Raw genomic sequence first — 21,440 nt, 5'->3', positions numbered from 1 at the left:
ACAACAATGGCAAGTAAAAACTCTCTCCAATAATAATAAGGTCATCATTATGAGCAATCGTTACGCCGCCCCCGGGCGACGCCGGCGTTGGCCGTGGCTGGTGCTGCTGGGGATCATCCTCGGCATTGCCCTGCTGGCTGCGACCTTCACCGTCCTGCACAAAACCAGCGGCACCGAGTTTTGTGTCTCCTGCCATACCATGCAACAGCCTCTGGCCGAATATCAGGGCAGCGTCCACTTCCAGAATAAGCCGGGGATCCGGGCCGACTGCGCCGACTGCCATATTCCACAGCAGCCCCTCGACTTCCTGAAGACCAAGGTACTGGCGCTGAAGGATGTCTACGGCGAGCTAACCGGTAAAATAGACACGCCGGAGAAATACCAGGCCCACAAGCTGGCCATGGCGCAGAGCGTCTGGAACACCATGAAAGCCAACGACTCCGCCACCTGTCGCTCCTGCCATAGCTACCAGGCCATGGATATCATCGATCAGAGCGCGGAAGCCCGCAAACAGCACCCCGTCGCCATCAAGGACGGGGAAACCTGTATCGACTGTCATAAGGGGGTCGCCCATATTCTGCCGGATATGAGCGCCCTGAGCGCCGCCGGCGCTAGCGAGCTGGCCGCCGCCGCCGCGAAAACCCCTGACGGTGCCCGTACGCTCTACGCCATATCCACTCAGCCCTTCTTCCTGGCGCCGCAGGCCGGGGCACACAGCGACGGCAGCCTGATGCCATCGACGGAGATCCGGGTGCTGCAGCGCCGCGGGGACATGGTGGAGGGTGAGCTGAGCGGCTGGCAGCAGAATGGCGTTAACCAGGTGATCTATGCGGCGCAGGGCAAGCGTATCCTCTCCGCGCTGCTGGGCGAGGCGGCCCGCAAACAGGTGAAGGTGCAGTCCAGCGACACCGACGCCGCGACCGGGCTGGTATGGCACCGGGTAACGCTGTCCATCTGGCTGCCCAAGGCCAATCTCATCGGCAGTGAACAGCCCATCTGGCGCTATGCCGCCGATATGATGTCGGCCAACTGCACCGGCTGCCACGGCCTGACCGCATTGGATCGCTTCAACGCCAACCAATGGATCGGCGTGGTGAAAGGCATGGCATCGCGCACCTCGCTGAATGAAGAGCAGCTGCGCCTGCTGACCCAGTATGTCCAGAAACACGCCAGCGATATGTCCGCTAACGGTGCAGATAACACCAAGGAGCCCAAGTGATGAGCAAAACAACATCCCTGCCCGCTGCGCCGCTGTGCGTATCCCGCCGCCGCTTTATCGCCGGTGGTGCGGCTCTGCTCGGCGCTCCCCTGCTGGCCGGACTGTGGCCGAAATCGGCGCTGGCGCAGGCGATTAGCCAGGCGCTACCCCAGTTTACCGCCCTGCAGCCGGCGCAGAAGGGGATCCTGACCGGCGCCCACTGGGGCGCCTTTGAGGCCATCGTCGAATCGGGACGCATGGTCGGCGTGCAGCCGGTCAGCGACGATCCCTATCCCAACGATCTGATCACCATGGCGCCTTACCAGGTGCACGCCGCCAACCGGATCAAGTATCCCATGGTGCGCAAGAGCTGGCTGGAGGGCGGCGCAGAGCACGGCCGCCCCGAGCTGCGCGGGTGCGATGAGTGGGTGCGCGTAAGCTGGGATCAGGCCCTGACCCTGGTCAGCGGGCAGATTGCCCGCCTGCAGAAACAGTACGGGCCGCAGTCCATCCACGCCGGCTCCTACGGCTGGAAAAGCGTCGGCATGCTGCACAACAGCCGCACCCTGCTGCAGCGGCTGATGAACCTGAGCGGGGGCTTCCTCGGCTACGCCGGTGACTACTCCACCGGCGCGGCCCAGGTGATCATGACCCACGTGGTCGGCTCCATGGAGGTCTATGAACAGCAGACCGCCTGGCCCAACGTCATCGAGCACAGTGAGCTGATCGTCCTGTGGGGCTGTAACCCCATGCTCACTCTTGAGAACAGCTGGAATATGCCGGACCACGTCGGCCAGACCGGCTTCGAGGCGCTGAAGAAAAAAGGCACCCGCATCGTCAGCATCGATCCGGTGCGCAGCGCCAGTACCACCCAGCTCAACGCCGAGTGGATCGCCCCGCACCCCTACACCGATTCGGCCATACTGCTCGGTATCGCCCATACTCTGCTGAGCGAAAAACTGCACGACAGCGACTTCCTCACCACCTATACCGTGGGCTTCGATCGCTTTGCCGACTACCTCAACGGCAAGGATGACGGCGTGGTCAAGGACGCCGCCTGGGCGGCCGCCATCAGCGGCGTCGACGCCGACGCCTTGCGCAGCCTGGCGCGGGATATGGCGCACCACCGCACCATGATCATGGCTGGCTGGGGCATTCAGCGTCAGCACCACGGTGAACAGCCCCACTGGCTGCTGGTCACCGTGGCGGCCATGCTGGGGCAAATCGGCCTGCCCGGCGGCGGCTTTGGCTTTAGCTACCACTACTCCTCCGGCGGTAGCCCGACCGCGCGCGGCGGTATTATCTCCGGCATCTCTGCCGGCAATGCCCCGCAAAACAGCCCCACGCCGATCCCGGTGGCGCGTATCGCCGACTGCCTGGCCAACCCAGGGAAAACCATCGACTTTAACGGCGGTAAGGTCACCTACCCCGATGTGAAGATGGTCTACGTCGCCGGCGGTAACCCCTTTGGGCACCATCAGAACACCAATAATCTGATCGACGCCTGGCGCCGCCCGGAGACCATCGTGGTCAACGAGCCCTACTGGACCGCCACCGCCAAGTATGCCGATATCGTCCTGCCGGCCACCACCAGCTATGAGCGTAACGATCTGGAGATGGGCGGAGACTATTCGCAGCTGTATGTCTTCCCGATGCACCAATGCGTTCCCCCGCAGCATGAGGCGCGCAACGACTTCGCCATCTTCGCCGGGCTGGCCGAAAAGCTGGGGGTGCTGGACGCCTTTAGCGAGGGTAAGGATGAGGCCCAGTGGCTGAAGGGAATGTACGATGGCATGGCGGCCCAGGCACGCAACGCGCGCGTCGCGCTGCCGCCGTTCGATATGTTCTGGGCATCCAACAACTACATCCGCTTCCCGATCCCGCCGGCCAACAAGGAGTGGGTGCGCTACGCCGACTTCCGCGAGAACCCGCTGCTGAATCCGCTCGGGACCCCCTCTGGCAAGATCGAGATCTACTCCGATACCATCGCCGCCATGCACTACAGCGACTGTCGGGGCCTGCCCAGCTGGCTCCCCCCTATGAGTGGTATCAGAGCGAGGTCGCCCAGCGCTTCCCGCTCTCCCTGAGCACCGCCCACGCCGTCAACCGCCTGCACTCCCAGCTGGACAACACCCCGCTGCGTGAAAAGTATGCGGTCGCCGATCGCGAGGCGATCCTGATCCACCCGCAGGACGCCAAGGCGCGCGGGATTGCCAACGGGGATGTGGTGCGGGCCTGGAACGATCGCGGGCAAATCCTGGTCGGCGCCATCGTCACCGAGGACATTCGCGCCGGCGTCGTGCGGATCAGCGAAGGTGCCTGGTTCGATCCGGCCGATCCGGCACAGCCCGGCTCGCTGTGCAAGAACGGCAATGTGAACTGTCTGACCTTCGACATCGGCTCCTCGAATCTGGCCCAGGGCAACTGCGGCCATATGGCGCAGCTGGAGATCGAGAGGTTCCGCGGCACGCCACCGGCCAACACCGCGCACGACGTACCGCGCGGAGCCTAACCCCTTATGCGGCTGGGGAAACCTGGCCGCCTCTCCCTGCGTGATGGAATATTGAAATCCCTTTTCATTTTCACCAATGGCCGGTAACATGCGCAACGCCTATCCCCTGACGCCCTGACCCGATACCGGTTTTCTCATGCTGACTTTTGCCCGCACCCTCGCCCGCCGCTTACCCGATCGCACCGGCTGCGCCTTCCTGATCGTCGCGTTTCTTACCGGGATCGCCGGGGCGCTGCAGACCCCGACGCTAAGCCTGTTTCTCTCCAGCCAGGTTACCGGCAGCCCGCTGATGGTCGGCCTGTTTTATACCGGCAGCGCGGTCATCGGCATCATCGTCAGCCAGTGGCTCGCCAGCCTCTCCGATCGGCGCGGCGATCGTAAGCAGCTGATCCTGCTGTGCTGCCTGCTAGGCGCGGTGGGCTGCCTGCTGTTCGCCTACAACCGTAACTACTATCTTCTGCTGATCGTCGGCGTCTGCCTGACCAGCTTCGGCTCCACCGCCAACCCGCAGATGTTTGCCCTGGCGCGCGAGTACGCCGATCGCTGCGGCAAAGAGGCGGTGATGTTCAGCTCCGTACTGCGCGCGCAAATCTCCCTGGCCTGGGTGATCGGCCCGCCGCTGGCCTTCGCCCTGGCGCTGGGCTGGGGCTTTACCTTTATGTATCTGGCCGCCACTCTCACCTTTCTGCTGTGCGCCGCCATTGTCTGGCGCTGGCTACCGTCCATGCCGCGGACGGCAGAGACGCCGCGCGGCGGCGCGCAGGCACCGCGGCGCAATCGGCGCCAAACTCTGCTGCTGCTGGCCTGCGCCACGCTGATGTGGACCTGCAACAGCATGTACCTGATCAACATGCCGCTGTACGTCAGCCACCAGCTGCAGCTGCCGGAGCGCCTGGCGGGACTGATGATGGGAACCGCGGCCGGGTTGGAGATCCCGACGATGCTGATCGCCGGCGTCTATGCTGCGCGGCTGGGAAAACGGCGGCTGATGCTTCTGGCGCTGGTGGCCGGTCTGCTGTTTTACGGCGGGCTACTGTGGATCACCCACCCGTGGGCGCTGCTGGCCCTGCAGCTGCTCAACGCGGTATTTATCGGTATTCTGGCCGGGATCGGCATGCTCTACTTTCAGGATCTGATGCCGGGACAGGCGGGATCGGCCACGACGCTGTTCACCACCAGCGGGCGCATCGGCTGGATCATCGCCGGCTCCGTCGCCGGCACGCTGGCAGAGATCTGGAGCTACGCATCCGTATTCCCGGTGGCGCTGGCGATGCTGCTCATCGCCCTCGCCTGCCTGCTGCAGATGAGACCAGATCGCCCGGCCGCGGCGCCGTAAGGGGGCTACGCCTCCGGCGCCGTCGCCTGCTCCAGGTGCCGCAGATAGCCCAGGGCCGCCTCGCGGCTCTGTCCGCACATCTCAGCGCAGGGCTTCAGCTGTCCGCACACCGCCGGGCGCGCGGGGCTATGAAACAGGCGGCAGCGCATCATCTCATCCAGCTGCGGACAGGGGATCCCCGCCGGTTTGCCCTGCGGTAGCCCCGGAATCGGGCTGGATATCGACGGGGCAATACAGCAGGCACCGCAGTCGCTACGACACTCCATCACTCTCTCCTTGCCGCCTGAGGGCGGTCACTGATGCGCGCGGGTGGATAAAAAAACGCCGCCCCGCGCGCCGGGCGCATACCCTACCAGAGCGCCGCCGCCGCCGCTACCCCCACCGCCGGTGAAATGCAGCAGTCGTGGATACCCCCTCCCGCCCCGCGCGCCGGTGAACATTCGCCATTCGCCCTTTTTCTTATTCCGCCGCTGCGTAACCGGTTTACTTTCCGCGCGCGGCATCGTACTATTGAGCTAGTACACAAGAATTTTTTCCAGGAGTAACGTCACATGACCATGGAGCAGACTTTGACCCACTCGCTGCAGCGCCCCTCTATTCTGGGCGGCGCGATGATCATCGCCGGCACCGCCGTTGGCGCCGGTATGTTTTCGATCCCCGTCGTCACCGCCGGCGTCTGGTTTAGCCTCTCCGTCGCGCTGCTGATCGTCACCTGGGCCTGCATGTATCTGTCCGGTCTGATGATCCTGGAGAGCAACCTGCACTACCCGGCGGGCGCCAGCTTTCACACCATGGTCGGCGATCTGCTGGGGAAGGGATGGAACAGCGTCAACGGGCTGTCGATCGCCTTCGTGCTGTATATTTTGACCTACGCCTACATCTCCGCCGGCGGCTCCATCATCACCCATACCCTGGCGCCGCTGGCCGAGGTAGGGCAGCCGCTGGCCGGCGGAGTCTTCGCCCTGCTGGTTGGCTTTATCGTCTGGCTGTCAACCCGCGCGGTCGATCGCCTGAGCACCATACTGATCGGCGGAATGGTGATCACCTTCCTGCTGTCAACCGGCGATATGTTTACTCACGTCGACCGCGCGATCTTGTTTGACAGCGCGGATACCCAGGCGAACTACCTGCCCTACGCGCTGGCGGCGCTGCCCTACCTGCTGACGTCGTTCGGCTACCACGGCAACGTGCCGGGGCTGGTCAAGTACTACAACAAAGACAGCCGCGCCGTGGTACGCAGCCTGCTGTACGGCACCCTGATCGCCCTGGTGATCTACATCTTTTGGCAGTACGTGATTCAGGGCAATATCAGCCGCGCCGCCTTCCGCCAGATCATCGCCGAAGGTGGCAATATCGGCAGCCTGCTCAAGCAGATGGGCAGCGTCGCCAGCGGCCCATTGGTCACACAGTTGCTGAACGCCTTCTCCTATATGGCGCTGGCCAGCTCGTTCCTCGGCGTCTCGCTGGGTCTGTTCGACTACATCGCGGATATGCTGCGCTTTGCGGATACCCCGAGCGGACGGGCCAAAAGCGCGCTGATCACCTTTGTCCCGCCGGCGATCGGCGCCCTGCTGTTCCCTAATGGCTTTCTGTACGCCATCGGCTTTGCCGGTCTGGCCGCGACGATCTGGGCGGTGATCGTCCCGGCGCTGATGGCGCGCGCCAGCCGGCGTCGCTTTCCCCGGGCGAGCTATCGCGTCCCCGGCGGGACGGCGGTCATCATCCTGGTTATCGCCTTTGGCCTGATCAGCGCCGCGGCCCATATTCTCTCTCTGTTCAATCTGTTACCGATTTACCGCTAGCGTCCGGGCGCCCTCTCCTGCGGGGGGCGCTTTTCCCCCGCCGATCCGACTTTTTACACCGCCTCCCCTTGCCTGAACCGCAGCGGGCGGGTAGTGTGTCGCCACCTGACCGCGTCCCGCCAGAGGCACTCCTGCCGGGCGGGCGCGCGGCCGAATAACCCCGCTGTTTTTTTAAGGTATTGCAATCATGGCCAGAGCTAACGAGATCAAACGCGGTATGGCGGTAAACTACAACGGTAAACTGCTGTTGGTCCGCGATATTGATATCCAGTCCCCCAGCGCGCGCGGCGCGGCAACCCTGTACAAAATGCGCTTTTCCGACGTGCGTACCGGGCTGAAGGTCGAAGAACGTTTTAAAGGCGACGATCTGCTGGAAACCATCACCTTAAGCCGCCGCCCCGTCACCTTTTCCTACATTGACGGCGACGAGTATGTGTTTATGGATGACGAGGACTACACCCCGTACACCTTCAAGAAAGAGCAGATCGAAGACGAACTGCTGTTTATTCCGGAAGGCGGCATCCCGGGCATGCAGGTGCTAACGATGGAGGGCCAGGTGCTGGCACTGGAGCTGCCGCAGACCGTTGATATGGAGATCGTCGAGACCACGCCGAGCATCAAGGGCGCCTCCGCCAGCGCGCGCACCAAACCGGCCACCATGTCAACGGGCCTGGTAGTGCAGGTGCCAGAATACCTGAGCAGCGGCGAGAAGATCCGTATTCACGTCGAAGAGCGCCGCTTTATGGGACGCGCCGACTAAGCCCGACGCCTAACGCAAACGAAAGGGGGGACGCCCATGCGTCCCCCCTTATTTTTAGGCCATCGCCCGCGCCGTTACTTCATCTGCGGGAAATAGACCCGCTTGATGGCCAGCTCGACGCCGCGCACCTCGGCCAGCCCTTTCAGACGGCCAATGGCGGAGTAGCCCGGGTTGGTTTTCTTCTTCAGGTCGTCCAGCATCTGGTGACCGTGGTCCGGACGCATCGGAATCGGACGCATGTCGCCGGCCTGCTGACGACGGGACTCCTCCGTCAGGATCGCCTTGACCACCGCAAACATATCGACATCACCCTGCAGGTGAGCCCCCTCGTGGAAGCTCTTCGGGTTGGCCTCCCGGCAGGTGGCGCGCAGGTGGGTAAAGTGAATGCGATCGCCGAAGCGCTCGATCATCGCCACCAGGTCATTGTCGGCGCGTACGCCGTACGACCCGGTGCACATGGTAAAACCGTTGTAGACGCTATCGACGGCCTCTTTCAGCCACTGCATATCCTCGACGGTAGAGACGATGCGCGGCAGACCCAGAATCGGACGCGGCGGATCGTCCGGATGCACCGCCAGACGCAGGCCGCAGGCCTCCGCCACCGGTACGATTTCACGCAGGAAGTGGGCCATATGCTCACGCAGCGCCGCTTTATCAATCCCATCATACTCCGCCAGGCGGGCGCGGAACTGATCCAGGGTGTAGCCCTCCTCCGCCCCCGGCAGACCGGCGATGATATTGGCGGTCAGCTTGGCCACCTCGGCCTCGCTCATCGCGTCGAAGTAGGCCTTGGCCTGCGCCTGCTCTTCTGTGCTGTAATCCTCTGCGGCGCCCGGGCGCTTCAGGATATGCAGCTCAAAGGCGGCAAAGGCGATCTGGTCGAAGCGTAGCGCCTTGGAGCCGTCCGGCAGCTGGAACTCCAGATCGGTACGCGTCCAGTCCAGCACCGGCATGAAGTTATAGCAGACGGTATCGATCCCGCAGGCTGCCAAATTGCGCAGGCTCTGCTTGTAGTTGTCGATATGGCGCTGGTAGTTGCCGGTCTGGGTTTTAATCTCCTCATGGACCGGAACGCTCTCCACCACCGACCAGGTCAATCCCTTCTCGGCCAACAGCGCTTTGCGTTTTTCAATCTCTTCCACGCTCCAGACTTCGCCGTTTGGAATATGGTGCAACGCCGTCACTACGCCGGTGGCGCCAGCCTGGCGGACATCATCAAGGGAAACCGGATCGTTCGGGCCATACCAACGCCAAGTTTGTTCCATCTACTGTTACCTTCTGCGGTGTGTTAACGGGTCTTCCTGTGACGGGTCAGACAGGTTTTACGCTTCACGGCCTCCGCCGGCATAATCTGTCATACCAAATCGACACAGATATCACTCAGCTTTACCCTGACGCATCCGGGTGCAGCTGTCAAAAGCGAAAGTGTGATTGGTTGATCCGCCTCACGATTATCGGGTAATTTTGGACTAACCAATTTGATTTTCTATCATATCAATTTAGACTGCAAGCCTGTGTGATGCTGTCAGACCAAACCGACGACGCTGGGAAAAGCAGGCGCCATGCCGCTGAGTGCCATCAGCAAGTGGTCTAACACCTTTTATGGCTATAGCAACGAAACAGGCCGCCGAGGGCGGCGCTGCTTCCGTCATCCATCAGATGGAGTTACGAATGAACAACCTCGCCAACTATACCTTACCGGCCGACGTACAGCGCCCCTCCTACGATCGCAGCGCCCTGAAATCCCGCCTCGTGCACCTGGGATTTGGCGCGTTTCACCGCGCGCATCAGGCGCTGCTTACCGACCGCGTACTGAATACGCTGGGCGGCGACTGGGGTTACTGTGAGATCAACCTGATCGGCGGCGAAACGCTGATCGAACAGCTGCGCCAGCAGGATCACCTGTACAGCGTGCTGGAGAGGGGCGCCAGCCATAACCAGGCCATCGTCATCGGCGCGGTACATGAGTCGCTGCACGCCGCCCTCGACGGTATCGACGCGGTGGTCGAAAAGATGGCCGAGCCGCAGGTCGCCATCGTCTCCCTGACGGTCACCGAAAAAGGCTACTGCATCGAGCCGGGCAGCGGTCGTCTGGATCTCAGCAACCCGCTGATTAAGGCCGATCTAGCGCACCCGCAGCAGCCGGCGTCCGCCCCCGGCGCGATCGTAGAGGCCCTGCGTCTGCGCCGCGAGCGCGGCCTGCCTCCCTTTACGGTGCTCTCCTGCGACAATATCCCGGAAAATGGCCACGTGGTGAAAAATGCGGTGCTGGATCTGGCGCAGGCGCGCGATCCGCAGCTGGCGGCGTGGATCGCCGACAGCGTCACCTTCCCCAGCACCATGGTCGATCGCATCGTACCGGCGGTCACCGAGGAGAGCCTGAGCCAGATCGGCGCCGCCCTCGGCGTCGACGACCCGTGCGGCATCGCCTGCGAGCCCTTTATTCAGTGGGTGGTCGAGGACAACTTCGTCGCCGGACGTCCCGAGTGGGAAGCCGTCGGCGCCGAACTGGTCAGCGACGTACTGCCCTATGAGGAGATGAAGCTGCGTATGCTCAACGGCAGCCACTCTTTCCTAGCCTACCTGGGCTATCTGGCGGGTTATGAGCACATCAATGACTGCATGGAGGATGCCGCCTACCGCCAGGATGCCCATCGCCTGATGCTGCAGGAGCAGGCGCCGACCCTGAGCGTCAGCGGCGTCGATCTGGCGCGCTATGCCGCGCAGCTGATCGAACGCTACAGCAACCCGTCGCTGAAGCACCGCACCTGGCAGATCGCCATGGACGGTACCCAGAAGCTGCCGCAGCGCATGCTGGACTCCATTCGCTGGCATCTGGCCCACGGCAGCGCCTTCCCCTGCCTGGCGCTGGGCGTCGCGGGCTGGATGCGCTATGTCGGCGGTACCGATGACGCAGGCCAGGCCATCGATGTCCGCGATCCGATGGCGGAAACCCTGAAGCAGTGCGTAGCCAACAGCGCCGACGGCGCAGAGCGTGTCCAGGCGCTGCTGGGCGTCAGCGCGGTCTTCGGCGACGCACTGCCGCAGGAGCCCCGTTTTGTCGAGGCGGTGACCGTCGCCTACCTCTCACTGATGCAGCAGGGCGCGGCCCGCACCTGCGCTACGCTGGCAAGCCAGGCGTAATTCCGCCCCAACGCAGTCTGCCGCCCGGCGGCGGCAGACTGTGCGTCCTTCCATCAAGAAGCCTAAGCTACCGCGGGCGATAGCGCCGCCGCCTCGCTGACGTTGAATGCCGCCACGATCTCGGTCAACGCCTTGGCCTGCCCCTCCAGCGCATGGGATGCCGCCGTGGACTCCTCCACCAGCGTGGCGTTATGCTGCGTCACCGTATCCATCTGGTTGATGGCCTGATTGATCTGGGCAATCCCACGGCTCTGCTCCTCTGCGCTCGACGATATCTCCCCGATCAGACCGGATAAATGCGTAATGGCGCTAATGATATTTGCCATGGTGGCGCCGGCCGCCGACACATTGGCGCTGCCCTGATTGACCCGCTCGACCGATGAGGCGATCAGCGTATTGATCTCTTTCGCCGCCTGGGCGCTGCGCTGCGCCAGACTACGCACCTCACTGGCCACGACGGCAAAACCGCGTCCCTGATCGCCGGCCCGCGCCGCCTCCACCGCGGCGTTAAGCGCCAGTATATTGGTCTGGAAAGCAATGCTATCGATGACGTTGGTAATTGAGGCGATATGCTTAGAGTTGCCGGCGATCTCCTCCATGGTCTTCACCACCTCTGCGATGGCCTGTCCGCCGGACTCCGCCGTGTGGGTTGCCTCGCCGGCCAGCTGCGCCACGTGGCGTGAGCTGTCGGTATTCTGATCGACAATGGAGGTCATTTGTTCCATGCTCGCGGCGGTCTCCTCCAGCGCAGCGGCCTGCTCCTCGGTGCGTGAGGCCAGATTGCTGCTCCCCGAGGCAATCTCACCGGCGCCTGAGTAGATGGCGCCGGCGCTGTGGCGAACCGAGTCGACGATCTCCCGCAGCGCCCGCTGCATGTCATCGATATGCGCGGCCAGGATCCCCATTTCACTCTTGCCATGACGCTGAAAACGCTGCGTCAGATCCCCCTGAGCGATACGCTGTACGCTGCGGATGATGCGCTGCAGCGGTATCAGCATCGCCTGCTTAACCGATACCCAGCACAGCAGCAGGCACAGAATCGACAGCAGCGCCAGCAGCAGCAGCACCCACTTCATGATCTGGCTGGCGTGCTGACTTTTCTGCACCCCGACCTCCATCAGTCGGTCATGCTCCTCCTGCCATAAATTATATGCATGCTGTGTTTCAATATTCAGTGAAATAAGCTGCTGGTTCAGCTCCACCGCGCGCTGAATATCGTTCTGCTTAAGCAGTTCAGCTATTTTAGACACCGTCGAAAGATATTTCGTGAAGTCATTATTAACCCGATTGACTACGTTCACATCCAGCCCGTCAACGTCGGGAATATCTTTATAGGCCACGTAATTACTGCGCGCTTCGGCGATCCGCCGATCGGCGCGGGAGAAGAGTCCCTGCATCCGCTCCCGGTCGACCGTCGCCGCAACGGCCTGATTCTGAGCCTCTCTCAGCGTGGAGCGCGCCTGAACCAGGTTGATCCATGCGTCGCTAAAAAACATGACGTTACGCCGTGATTGATAGTTTTCCTGAATATGTCCAGCGTCGCTATTAATAACATCGTAAAAGAATATAAATGAAACCGCCTGGATTGAAAAAATTGCAACGATTATGATAGGAAGCAGTCTGGCTATTTTGATTTTAGAAAACATGTGACCGATATTCTCTTGTCATTTGCACTCAAGTGTTAAAGATTATCGGCTAGGTCTCCTGTTTCTTTATCATTTTTTTAATAGAAATAACCGGGCATAAATTATACAAATATCCTGTACCCCCATCGGGCAGAGGAGAGCCCCCGGGCCCCGCGCGGGGCCCCCCTAGCGCGGCTGACGCGCCTGCCTAACCACGCGCGTCAACCACTCCCGGGTAAAGTCCGGCAGCGGTAGCGGACGGCCAAACAGATATCCCTGCAGGTAATCCAGCCGATAGGCGCGCAGATGCTGCAGCTGCGCCTCGGTCTCAACCCCTTCCGCCAGGGTGACCATATCCAGCCGCTTGGCCAGCGCGATCACCGTATCCACGATGTGGCCCGACAGCATATCGCTGCCGATCATCCGCACGAAGCTTTGATCGATCTTGATGATGTCGAAATGATAACGCTGTAGATAGGCCAGGCTGGAGTGTCCGGTGCCAAAATCGTCCAGCGCCAGCAGCCCCCCCAGCGCCCACAGCTCGTGAAAGACTTGATCCGTCAGCTCGCCGTCCGGCACCCGCTGGCGCTCGGTCAGCTCCAGCACCAGCCGAATCGGGTTGGCGGCAAAGGCATCGATAAAGCGTCGGCACTCCTCAACCAGGCTCAGATCGTTAAAATGGCTGGCGCTGATATTAAAACCAAAGTGAAAATGCGCCGGCAGGCTATGGCAGCGCGGCGCAAAATAGTCGCTGACCTGCTGCATAATATCGCGCGTCATCGGAACGATAAGGCCGCTGTCCTCCGCCAGTGGGATAAAGTTATTCGGCGGGATCAGTCCCATCTGGGGATGCTGCCAGCGCATCAGGATCTCGCAGCCGCTCAGCGACTCATCCGCGCCGTTGACCACCGGCTGAATATAGGGGATAAACTGATGACGCCGCAGCGCCTCGCGCAGGTAGGAGACCGGCGAGTTTACCTGCCCCGCCAGGCGGTAGGTGCCAACCCCGAAAACGATGGCCAGCACCAGGAACAGCACCAGACTCCCGCGGGAGTAGTCCAGCATATATGTCCAGTGGCTGTCGATCGGAACGACCGTGGCGACCGAGATCGGGTAGCGCGACGAACTGCGGACAAAGCGGTGTCCGTCCACCGACGGCGGCGCATCGACGACCTTACCCAGAGGATCCATCCAGCCCGCACCGATATGCAGATACAGCGGCGTCGGGGTACTGAGCGAGCGCAGAATATTCCGCAGGTAGTAACCGTCTATCCCCACCAGCACGCTGGTATCCCCCTGCCCGGGCTCACGAAACACCACCAGCGAGCGGTGAGGCGTAATCCGGTTGCCAGACATCAGGGTCAAGCGGCTCTTGGTGTAGTGGTCATAGCCGACTTCGGCATGAAAGGCGCCGTAGAGAGAGGAGCAGTAGATAGCGCTCGCCCGTGCCAGGCTGACCGAACGCACGTCGGGTACCGTCGTCGCCTGAAGCGCCAGCATATTATGCAACACCGTATCGCAGGGCTGTCCGGCGTAACGCCGGACAGCATCGGCCGCCGTCTGGGCGTTGTCCAGCGCCTCATCGATCTGCCAGATGGCCAGCGTCAGCCGCTGTTTGGCCGACTCGGCCAATCCCCGCGAGGCCTGCCAGGAGATGGTGACGGTAGCCAGCAGCAGCACCATGCCCACCGCGCCCGCAGACAGCAGCGGGCGCAGATAGCTGCGCATAGGCTGCCCCGCACGCAGGCGCTGCGATAAGGGTCAAACCCGCTCTCCACGCTGCGGCAGCGCTCCTGACCCCGCCGGCGTATGCAGAAGACCGGCGACGTGCTATGGCGCCATGCCGCCCAGCGCCACCGGCGTAGAGTCAAACAGATAGCCGTCAAATCCCGGATCGTCTGGATTGGAGATCTCTAATAGCTTAGCCTTAACATTCTCCAAATGCTGCCACATCGCCTGTTTAGCGTCGCGCGCGTCGCGCCGCAGCACCGCCTGCAGGATCCGCTGATGATCCTCCAGCCAGTCCCAGCGGTAGCTGAAATCCTGGGTATGACCATGCAGTCCCGCCCACAGCGGATTATGCTTGCGCGCGCGCCAGGCATCCTCCACCATACCGGCCAGTACGCTGTTCTGCGTCGACTGCGCCAGCAGGCAGTGAAACTGCTCATCCGCGCTCTCATCAGCACACCCTGCGTTCAGCGCCAGGCGCTCCTGCTCAATCGCCTGGCGCATCTTCAGAATATCGGACTTGGTAGCCTGCGTCGCGGCAAAGGCCGCGACCTCGCTCTCCAGCAGCTGGCGCGCTTGCAGCAGCTCAAAGGGGCCAAAGGTGTTCTCATCCAGGTTCCGCACCCGCGGGGAGGATACATTCTGCGGTAAAGCGACGACGTATACCCCAGAGCCTTTACGAACATCGATCAGATGCTCCAGCTCCAGCATGATCAGCGCCTCGCGCACGACGCTGCGGCTCACGTCAAAATGTTCGGCAATATCGCGCTCCGGCGGCAGACGATCTCCGATGGGATAGTCGCCGCGCGCGATGGCAGTGCGCAGCGTATTGCCGACTTCCTGATACAATCTCATGACGTGCCCCTCTGGCTGTGCCGCATCTGCGGAGTAAAAGCACCAATTGGACAGACCAATTGTTAATACTAGCGTGCCGCTATAGTGGCTCTGATTGTATCACAGCATGAATTCATTAAGAAAAAGGACGACGCGGGCGCGCGGGCAGATAATGCTTAGCATGACGATGAAGAACGCCCCTGCGCTGGCAGGGGCGTTCCAGGCAGAACATTCTTAGCGATAAGAGACGGTGAGCAACGCCTGCGCATGTGCATCATCCAGCCAGGTCAGATGGCTCTCGCCAACCTGGGCCGGTAGGGCCATGGCCCCCTGCTGCGCCCGCTCAACGCTGCGCGTAGCCGTCTGGGCTTTACCGTCCCGATAACATTCGGAATGGATCTGATCATTCACTATTTTAAACTGACAACCATCCTCCACAATCATACCACCAAACTGTACCACGCCCGAGCCAGCGGCCTGGGCAGGGGTATCGGCCAATCCGGCCCCCAGCAACATCCCCATAACGACAATCTTCACCAGTGATAAGCATTCACGCCTCATATATCACTCCCGTCGTCAAGTTACTGCGTCTTTTCATCTCGCCAAACGTCGATCGCGGATGAAAAAACGGTGACATTCCCTGTTAACACCTCTCCTAAAAAATAGCAGAACTCGTTGATTACTAACGGCAATGCAGATCAAAACTTCAGTTATTTCTTTTCAAAAGGTAAAAACAGAATTACAAACCAATAAAAAACAAGTGATTAGCATAAACAACCAATTACTCCCCATTTCTTTACCGGTAACGTCGCGAATAGGTTGCCAGCGGTGAGAAAACTCTTAAAAAATAGGGTTGTTTCCGCGCACATTTTTCCTAAGAATGTCTGATCTCTCACAAAACCAGCGGCGCTCTCAATGGCCTCTAATAACAAGGGAACTGCGCATGACCCGCGTAAATATAATCACCGGTTTTTTGGGCAGCGGAAAAACCACCACCCTGCGCCACCTGCTGGCAAATAAGCCCGCCCGGGAGCGCTGGGCGATATTGGTCAATGAGTTTGGTGAGATAGGGATCGATGGCGCGCTGCTCGCCGACAGCGGCGCCCAGCTGAAAGAGATCCCCGGCGGCTGTATGTGCTGCGTCAACGGGTTGCCGATGCAGATAGGGTTGAACATGCTGCTGAAAACGCAGCCTGACCGACTGCTGATCGAGCCGACAGGGCTCGGTCACCCCACGCAGATCCTGCGCCTGCTGGAAAGCGACGTCTACAGCGCCTGGCTGATGCTGCAGGCAACGCTGTGTCTGCTGGATGCCCGCCAGCTCAACGATGCGCGACTGCAGGATAATGAGAACTTTCGCGATCAGCTGGCGGCGGCAGATATTATCGTCGCCAATAAAATAGATACCTATGACGACGGCGCCCGCGACACGCTGCGTCGCTGGCAACGGGCCCTGGGCGATGGGCGGACGCTGCTCGAAACCCAGCGCGGACAGATCGATCCCGCCTGGCTAGATCGCCCGCGCACCCGTACGGCAGCGTTGCCCGACGCACGCCATCATCACGCGCCGCCCGCCCCGGCATCGGGCATCGCCGCGCTGCGGCTACGGCCCGGGCAGGGCTGGCGACGAGCGCTCAACCAGGGCCAAGGCTACTTTAGCTGCGGCTGGGTCTTCAGCGCAGAGAGCGTCTTTGACACCATCGGCCTACTGGAATGGGTACGTTTAACCCCGCTGCTCCGTATTAAGGGCGCCGTACGGGTAGCCGAGGGCACCCTCTGTATTAATCGCCAGGGGGCGGATTTACAGATAGAGACCCGCCAAGCGCCGCCGCCGGACAGCCGCATCGAAGTGATCCATGATGCCGAAGCCGACTGGAACGCGCTGCAAAGCGCCCTGTTAGCGCTACGCACCCGTCGACCGGAGGCGTCCGCGCCATAGCCTGGCCGGGGCGCCCCCGCCTTTCCGGCGCGCCGGACACGCCGACGCGGACAAGTTCGCGCCAAATATATTACCAAGTGTGTCAAATTAAACCATTGCTTACCTTTGGATAAGATATCTCTCCCCGTTTATCTTTTTCCTCAATATAATAGAGGGGCGCATAATCTAGAAAATAGGTCATATAATTGACTTGTTTTACATGTGATTAGCACAGTGGCTTCTACTGAATATCTGGGCAGGATACGCGATGGCGCACGGTTTAATCCGGCCATGTCCCTCCGGTCGCAGAGCGTCTGCGCTGCGAATAGCGGAAATCGGGACAAAAAGTGTGTTCTGCTGCACAATTCTGCCTCAGCGCGATTGTCAGTACCCCACGCGGAAATTAGTCTCTGGAAGGGTAATTTTCAGATAGCGACACAACAGGTCGTTAAGGACAACAAGGGAAACGGTTTATAATGGTCAAGTCTCAACCAGTTCTGAGATACATTCTGCGCCTGGCGCCCGCCATCGCCGCCGCAGTGTTGCTTTCGGCATGTACTACGACACCCTCCGATCGCTACGCACAAACTGATACGCATGTAGTCAACAACAAAGACAATCTATTACTACAGGCGTCTCAGGATGAGTTTGAGGAGATGGTGCGCAATCTGGATGTTAAATCCAAGATGATGGATCAGTACGCCAGCTGGAAGGGCGTACGTTATCGCCTGGGCGGCGACAGCAAGCGCGGCATCGACTGCTCCGCGTTTGTTCAGCGTACTTTCCGCGAACAGTTTGGTCTGGAGCTGCCGCGCTCAACCTCACAGCAGGAGGGCACCGGCCACGCCATCAAGCGCTCTAAGCTGCGCATCGGCGATCTGGTGCTGTTCCGCGCCGGCTCTACGGGCCGTCACGTCGGCATCTATCTGGGCAACGATCAGTTTGTTCACGCCTCCACCAGCAGCGGCGTCACGATCTCCAACCTGAACGACACCTACTGGAACAAGCGCTACCGTGAAGCGCGCCGGGTACTCTCCGGCACTCAGCTGGCGCAGGCTGATACCCACAGCTAAGCCGTCCCGCGGTCTCCCCCTGTCCTAAAAAACGCTGCTACGGCAGCGTTTTTTATTACTATAAATATGATAACCAAAATAAAGCGCTACTCCGTAGCGATAGCACGGCAGGCTCTCCCCACAACCCGCGAATAAACACTATATTTTAACATTTTATTAAACTCCCCATATTCAAAACCGTCGTTCTTTTCTACTATCGTTAGCGGAGGACGGCCATCGGGAGTGACTGCCGCAGGAGGCGAACCGTCGGATCCGCGCATTTCGAACAGAACAGCCCACTCGGGGAGAGCAGACATGGGGAAACGACTCACAGCGGCGGCAGAGCAACGCGAGGCGGCGTCCGACGGACATCTGCAGCGTAATCTGAATAATCGTCATATCCAGCTCATTGCCATCGGCGGCGCTATCGGCACCGGCCTGTTTATGGGCTCCGGGAAAACTATCAGCCTGGCCGGACCATCTATTGTTTTTGTTTATATGATTATCGGATTCATGCTGTTTTTTGTCATGCGGGCCATGGGCGAGCTACTGCTCTCCAACCTGGAGTATAAATCCTTCAGCGATTTCGCGACCGATCTGCTCGGCGCCCGCGCCGGTTATTTTACCGGATGGACCTACTGGTTCTGCTGGGTCGTCACCGGCATGGCCGACGTGGTCGCCATTACCGCCTACGCCCACTTCTGGTTCCCCCACCTGGCAGACTGGATTATTTCGCTCTCCTGCGTCGTGCTGCTGCTTTCGCTCAATCTGGTCACGGTCAAAATGTTCGGCGAAACTGAATTTTGGTTTGCGATGATTAAAATCGTCGCCATTATCGCCCTGATCCTGATCGGACTGGGTATGGCCATCGGCGGCTTTCGCGCCCCCTCCGGCGAGCAGGCGGCCTTCAGCAACCTGTGGCACGGCGGCCTCTTTCCCCACGGGATCGGTGGCTTCTTCGCCGGATTTCAGATCGCGGTCTTCGCCTTTGTCGGCATTGAGCTGGTGGGCACCACGGCGGCGGAAACCCGCGATCCGCAGCGAGTCCTCCCCAGAGCGATCAACGCGATACCGCTGCGTATTATCATGTTCTATGTACTGGCCCTGTGCACCATCATGATCGTCACCCCGTGGCAGCAGGTGGTGCCCGACAAGAGCCCCTTTGTGGAGCTGTTTATTCTGGCCGGGCTGCCGGCCGCAGCGGGGATCGTCAACTTTGTGGTGCTGACCTCGGCGGCCTCCTCCGCCAACAGCGGCATTTTTTCCACCAGCCGCATGCTTTATGGACTGGCGCAAAGCGGTCTGGCCCCGGCCCGCTTCGCCCGCCTCTCTCGTCAGTCGGTGCCCGCCGCCGGGCTGTTCTTCTCCTGCCTGTGTCTGCTGGGAGGCGTCGTACTGCTCTATCTGATCCCCAACGTGATCACCGTCTTTACCCTGATCACCACCGTCTCGGCCGTGCTGTTTATGTTCGTCTGGTCTATCATTCTGTGTAGCTATCTGGTCTATCGCCGCCGCTATCCGCAGCGACACGCTGCCTCGGGCTATAAGATGCCGCTGGGCAGCGTTATGTGCTGGATCTGCCTCGCCTTTCTGTTTGGCGTACTGATCCTGCTCACGCTGGAGACCGATACGCGCCAGGCGCTGATGGTCACGCCGCTGTGGTTTATCGCGCTGGCCATCGGCTGGCGCTTCACCCAGCGTCCCTCAGCGCTTTCCCGCGACGAGGCCGCCTAAAACAGCCCCCCTGCCTAGCAGAGGGTCAACAGATAAAAAAAACGGGGGCATCTCTCGACACCCCCGCTCGGTATCGCTTACGCGACTACGCCGTTTTGCTCGCCTGGCTCTGCGGCGCGCCGTCTGGCCGCTTGAGCAGCGCATACAGCAGTCCGCTCAGCAGCGTCCCGGCCAAGATCGCCAGCAGATAAGGCAGCACCGGGGTGATCGCGCCGGGGATCAGCAGTACAAACAGTCCGCCGTGCGGCGCCATCAGCTTCGCGCCAAACAGCATCGACAGCGCCCCGGTCAGCGCCCCGCCGAGAATGCAGCACGGCAGCACCCGCATCGGATCCCGCGCGGCAAAGGGGATCGCCCCTTCGGTGATGAAGCACAGCCCCAGCACCACCGCCGCCTTACCGCCCTCGCGCTCGCTCTGGGCAAACTTGCGGCGCGCAACCAGCGTCGCCAGCCCCATCGCCAGCGGCGGAACCATCCCGGCGGCCATGATCGCCGCCATCGGCCCGTAGGTCTGGGTACTGAGCAGGCCGACGCCGAAGGCATAGGCCGCCTTGTTCACCGGTCCGCCCATGTCGGTACACATCATCGCGCCGAGCACCGCCCCCAGGATCACCGCATTGGCCGTGCCCATGGTCTGCAGCCAGTGGGTCAGCCAGGCCAGGATCTTCGCCACCGGCGTGCCGATGATGTAAATCATCGCCAGGCCGACGATCAGGCTCGACAGCAGTGGAATGATCAGGATCGGCTTCAACGCCTCCATGCTCGCTGGCAGCGTCAGCCTGCCGCTGATGGCCCGGGCGACGTAGCCGGCGAGAAAGCCGGCGATGATCCCGCCGATAAACCCCGACCCCAGGCTAACCGCCAGCATCCCGCCGATCAGCCCCGGCGTCAGGCCAGGACGATCGGCGATGGAGAAGGCGATATAGCCCGCCAGCACCGGCACCATCAGCGCAAAGGCGGTGCCGCCGCCAATCTGCATCAGCGCGGCCGCCAGCGTGCCGGGCTCCTTGAAGGCCTGAATACCAAAGACGAACGAAAGCGCGATACACAGGCCGCCGGCCACCACCATCGGCAGCATGTAGGAGACCCCGGTCAGCAGGTGACGGTACGCACCGCCCGCCTCTTTCCGGCTCCCCGAAGCCACGGCCCCGGACGGCGCAGACGTCTGAGGGCGGTAGATCTCTGCTTCCTGCAGCGCCCTGTCCAGCTCCTGAGCCGTCTTCTTCAGCGCCAGCCCGGTGCTGGTACGGTACATCGGTTTACCGGCGAACTTCGCCAGATCCACCTCAATATCTGCCGCCACCACCACCAGATCGGCCTCCGCGACCTCCTGCGGCGTAATGGCGTTGCCCGCCCCTACCGATCCCCGCGTCTCCACTTTTACCTGCCAGCCGCGACGGCGTGCCTCTGCCTCCAGCGCCTCCGCCGCCATGAAGGTATGCGCGACGCCCGTCGGACAGGCGGTGACCGCGACCAGCCGCAGGCATTGCGATCGATCCTGGCGCGGCGCCGCATGGTGATAGGGTGAGGCATCGCGCAGCGCGCGGGCCAGCAGCTCCGCCGGCTGGCGAATAGCCTCGCCTACCGAGCCCCGGTACAGCGGTTTCCCCTCCAGCGCGGCATCCTGCGGGGTATCGTCACCGATAAACAGCACCAGCGCCGCATCCTGCGGGCGGGTAACCCAGGTAATCTGCTGCTGGGCGGCGGCAGCCTCCAGCATACGCCTGGCAAGGAAACAACGGGCCTCGCCCTGCGCACCTTCCGTAATCAGTAGGGTATTCATATGGCCTTCCGCAA

At 61.4% G+C, this 21,440-nt stretch carries 15 protein-coding genes and 1 pseudogene; 9 read left to right on the top strand and 7 right to left on the bottom strand.

Annotated elements, in window-relative coordinates:
• Positions 1–49 precede the first annotated feature (49 nt).
• From QY76_RS08905 to QY76_RS08895, 3 genes and pseudogenes are all read left to right on the top strand, one after another.
• A complete protein-coding gene (locus QY76_RS08905; protein WP_045424356.1) occupies positions 50–1,219 on the top strand; it encodes a NapC/NirT family cytochrome c in 1,170 nt (389 codons plus the stop codon).
• Positions 1,219–3,710 (top strand): annotated as a pseudogene (gene torA, locus QY76_RS08900) (trimethylamine-N-oxide reductase TorA). The gene QY76_RS08905 and the pseudogene torA overlap by 1 nt, the downstream one beginning before the upstream one ends.
• 136 nt (positions 3,711–3,846) lie before the next feature.
• Positions 3,847–5,046, top strand: a complete 1,200-nt coding sequence (locus QY76_RS08895) for a sugar efflux transporter (RefSeq protein ID WP_034162550.1) — start codon at positions 3,847–3,849, stop codon at positions 5,044–5,046.
• A gap of 5 nt (positions 5,047–5,051) precedes the next feature.
• Here the strand turns inward: QY76_RS08895 and QY76_RS08890 are convergent, their stop codons facing one another.
• On the bottom strand, positions 5,052–5,312 hold the full coding sequence (locus tag QY76_RS08890) for a YkgJ family cysteine cluster protein (RefSeq protein WP_045424350.1): 261 nt from the start codon (positions 5,310–5,312) through the stop codon (positions 5,052–5,054).
• Between the two features lie 285 nt (positions 5,313–5,597).
• Here QY76_RS08890 and mtr point away from each other — a divergent pair, with 285 nt between their 5' ends.
• Positions 5,598–6,848, top strand: a complete 1,251-nt coding sequence (mtr, locus tag QY76_RS08880) for a tryptophan permease (protein WP_034162552.1) — start codon at positions 5,598–5,600, stop codon at positions 6,846–6,848.
• 187 nt (positions 6,849–7,035) lie between these two features.
• The gene (yeiP, locus tag QY76_RS08875) at positions 7,036–7,608 is read left to right on the top strand and encodes an elongation factor P-like protein YeiP (protein ID WP_045424344.1); all 573 of its coding nucleotides are present in this window, start codon (positions 7,036–7,038) and stop codon (positions 7,606–7,608) included.
• 74 nt (positions 7,609–7,682) lie between these two features.
• On the opposite strand, the gene uxuA is transcribed toward yeiP, so the two are convergent.
• Complete coding sequence (uxuA, locus tag QY76_RS08870) at positions 7,683–8,873, bottom strand: mannonate dehydratase (RefSeq protein WP_034162553.1); 1,191 nt, start codon at positions 8,871–8,873, stop codon at positions 7,683–7,685.
• A 406-nt stretch (positions 8,874–9,279) separates the two neighbouring features.
• Here uxuA and QY76_RS08865 point away from each other — a divergent pair, with 406 nt between their 5' ends.
• Positions 9,280–10,752, top strand: a complete 1,473-nt coding sequence (locus QY76_RS08865) for a mannitol dehydrogenase family protein (protein ID WP_034162554.1) — start codon at positions 9,280–9,282, stop codon at positions 10,750–10,752.
• A 62-nt stretch (positions 10,753–10,814) separates the two neighbouring features.
• Here the strand turns inward: QY76_RS08865 and QY76_RS08860 are convergent, their stop codons facing one another.
• From QY76_RS08860 to QY76_RS08845, 4 genes are all read right to left on the bottom strand, one after another.
• Positions 10,815–12,398 (bottom strand): methyl-accepting chemotaxis protein, encoded by a 1,584-nt coding sequence (locus tag QY76_RS08860; RefSeq protein ID WP_034162555.1) that lies wholly within the window; start codon positions 12,396–12,398, stop codon positions 10,815–10,817.
• A gap of 165 nt (positions 12,399–12,563) precedes the next feature.
• Positions 12,564–14,105 (bottom strand): EAL domain-containing protein, encoded by a 1,542-nt coding sequence (locus QY76_RS08855; protein ID WP_045424341.1) that lies wholly within the window; start codon positions 14,103–14,105, stop codon positions 12,564–12,566.
• A 102-nt stretch (positions 14,106–14,207) separates the two neighbouring features.
• Positions 14,208–14,960, bottom strand: a complete 753-nt coding sequence (locus QY76_RS08850) for an FCD domain-containing protein (RefSeq protein WP_034162557.1) — start codon at positions 14,958–14,960, stop codon at positions 14,208–14,210.
• A gap of 213 nt (positions 14,961–15,173) precedes the next feature.
• The gene (locus tag QY76_RS08845; protein WP_225865095.1) at positions 15,174–15,500 is read right to left on the bottom strand and encodes a hypothetical protein; all 327 of its coding nucleotides are present in this window, start codon (positions 15,498–15,500) and stop codon (positions 15,174–15,176) included.
• Positions 15,501–15,882: 382 nt separating this feature from the next.
• Here QY76_RS08845 and QY76_RS08840 point away from each other — a divergent pair, with 382 nt between their 5' ends.
• The 3 genes from QY76_RS08840 (at position 15,883) to cycA (ending at position 19,643) form a co-directional block, all read left to right on the top strand.
• Positions 15,883–16,878 carry a GTP-binding protein gene (locus QY76_RS08840; RefSeq protein WP_045424338.1) on the top strand — a complete coding sequence of 332 codons (996 nt, stop codon included), beginning with the start codon at positions 15,883–15,885 and terminating at the stop codon, positions 16,876–16,878.
• Between the two features lie 455 nt (positions 16,879–17,333).
• On the top strand, positions 17,334–17,930 hold the full coding sequence (mepS, locus tag QY76_RS08835) for a bifunctional murein DD-endopeptidase/murein LD-carboxypeptidase (protein WP_045424336.1): 597 nt from the start codon (positions 17,334–17,336) through the stop codon (positions 17,928–17,930).
• A gap of 294 nt (positions 17,931–18,224) precedes the next feature.
• Entirely contained in the window at positions 18,225–19,643 is a 1,419-nt protein-coding gene (gene cycA / locus QY76_RS08830; protein ID WP_034162561.1) for a D-serine/D-alanine/glycine transporter, read from the top strand.
• An 85-nt stretch (positions 19,644–19,728) separates the two neighbouring features.
• Here cycA and fruA read toward each other — a convergent pair whose 3' ends face one another.
• A complete protein-coding gene (gene fruA, locus QY76_RS08825; RefSeq protein ID WP_034162562.1) occupies positions 19,729–21,426 on the bottom strand; it encodes a PTS fructose transporter subunit IIBC in 1,698 nt (565 codons plus the stop codon).
• Between the last annotated feature and the right edge of the window lie 14 nt (positions 21,427–21,440).

It is taken from the genome of Edwardsiella sp. EA181011 (genome assembly GCF_000800725.1).
GTDB lineage: Bacteria > Pseudomonadota > Gammaproteobacteria > Enterobacterales > Enterobacteriaceae > Edwardsiella > Edwardsiella anguillarum.
This window is presented reverse-complemented; position numbering and strand designations above follow the sequence as displayed.

What these genes read in the sequence shown, in the direction of transcription:
- yeiP (WP_045424344.1), top strand. Translation starts at nt 7,036, where the DNA reads ATGGCCAGAGCTAACGAGATCAAACGCGGTATGGCGGTAAACTACAAC.
- QY76_RS08865 (WP_034162554.1), top strand. Translation starts at nt 9,280, where the DNA reads ATGAACAACCTCGCCAACTATACCTTACCGGCCGACGTACAGCGCCCC.
- mtr (WP_034162552.1), top strand. Translation starts at nt 5,598, where the DNA reads ATGACCATGGAGCAGACTTTGACCCACTCGCTGCAGCGCCCCTCTATT.
- uxuA (WP_034162553.1), bottom strand. Translation starts at nt 8,873, where the DNA reads ATGGAACAAACTTGGCGTTGGTATGGCCCGAACGATCCGGTTTCCCTT.
- QY76_RS08905 (WP_045424356.1), top strand. Translation starts at nt 50, where the DNA reads ATGAGCAATCGTTACGCCGCCCCCGGGCGACGCCGGCGTTGGCCGTGG.
- QY76_RS08845 (WP_225865095.1), bottom strand. Translation starts at nt 15,500, where the DNA reads ATGAGGCGTGAATGCTTATCACTGGTGAAGATTGTCGTTATGGGGATG.
- QY76_RS08850 (WP_034162557.1), bottom strand. Translation starts at nt 14,960, where the DNA reads ATGAGATTGTATCAGGAAGTCGGCAATACGCTGCGCACTGCCATCGCG.
- QY76_RS08860 (WP_034162555.1), bottom strand. Translation starts at nt 12,398, where the DNA reads ATGTTTTCTAAAATCAAAATAGCCAGACTGCTTCCTATCATAATCGTT.
- QY76_RS08890 (WP_045424350.1), bottom strand. Translation starts at nt 5,312, where the DNA reads ATGGAGTGTCGTAGCGACTGCGGTGCCTGCTGTATTGCCCCGTCGATA.
- QY76_RS08895 (WP_034162550.1), top strand. Translation starts at nt 3,847, where the DNA reads ATGCTGACTTTTGCCCGCACCCTCGCCCGCCGCTTACCCGATCGCACC.
- mepS (WP_045424336.1), top strand. Translation starts at nt 17,334, where the DNA reads ATGGTCAAGTCTCAACCAGTTCTGAGATACATTCTGCGCCTGGCGCCC.
- QY76_RS08855 (WP_045424341.1), bottom strand. Translation starts at nt 14,105, where the DNA reads ATGCGCAGCTATCTGCGCCCGCTGCTGTCTGCGGGCGCGGTGGGCATG.
- QY76_RS08840 (WP_045424338.1), top strand. Translation starts at nt 15,883, where the DNA reads ATGACCCGCGTAAATATAATCACCGGTTTTTTGGGCAGCGGAAAAACC.
- cycA (WP_034162561.1), top strand. Translation starts at nt 18,225, where the DNA reads ATGGGGAAACGACTCACAGCGGCGGCAGAGCAACGCGAGGCGGCGTCC.
- fruA (WP_034162562.1), bottom strand. Translation starts at nt 21,426, where the DNA reads ATGAATACCCTACTGATTACGGAAGGTGCGCAGGGCGAGGCCCGTTGT.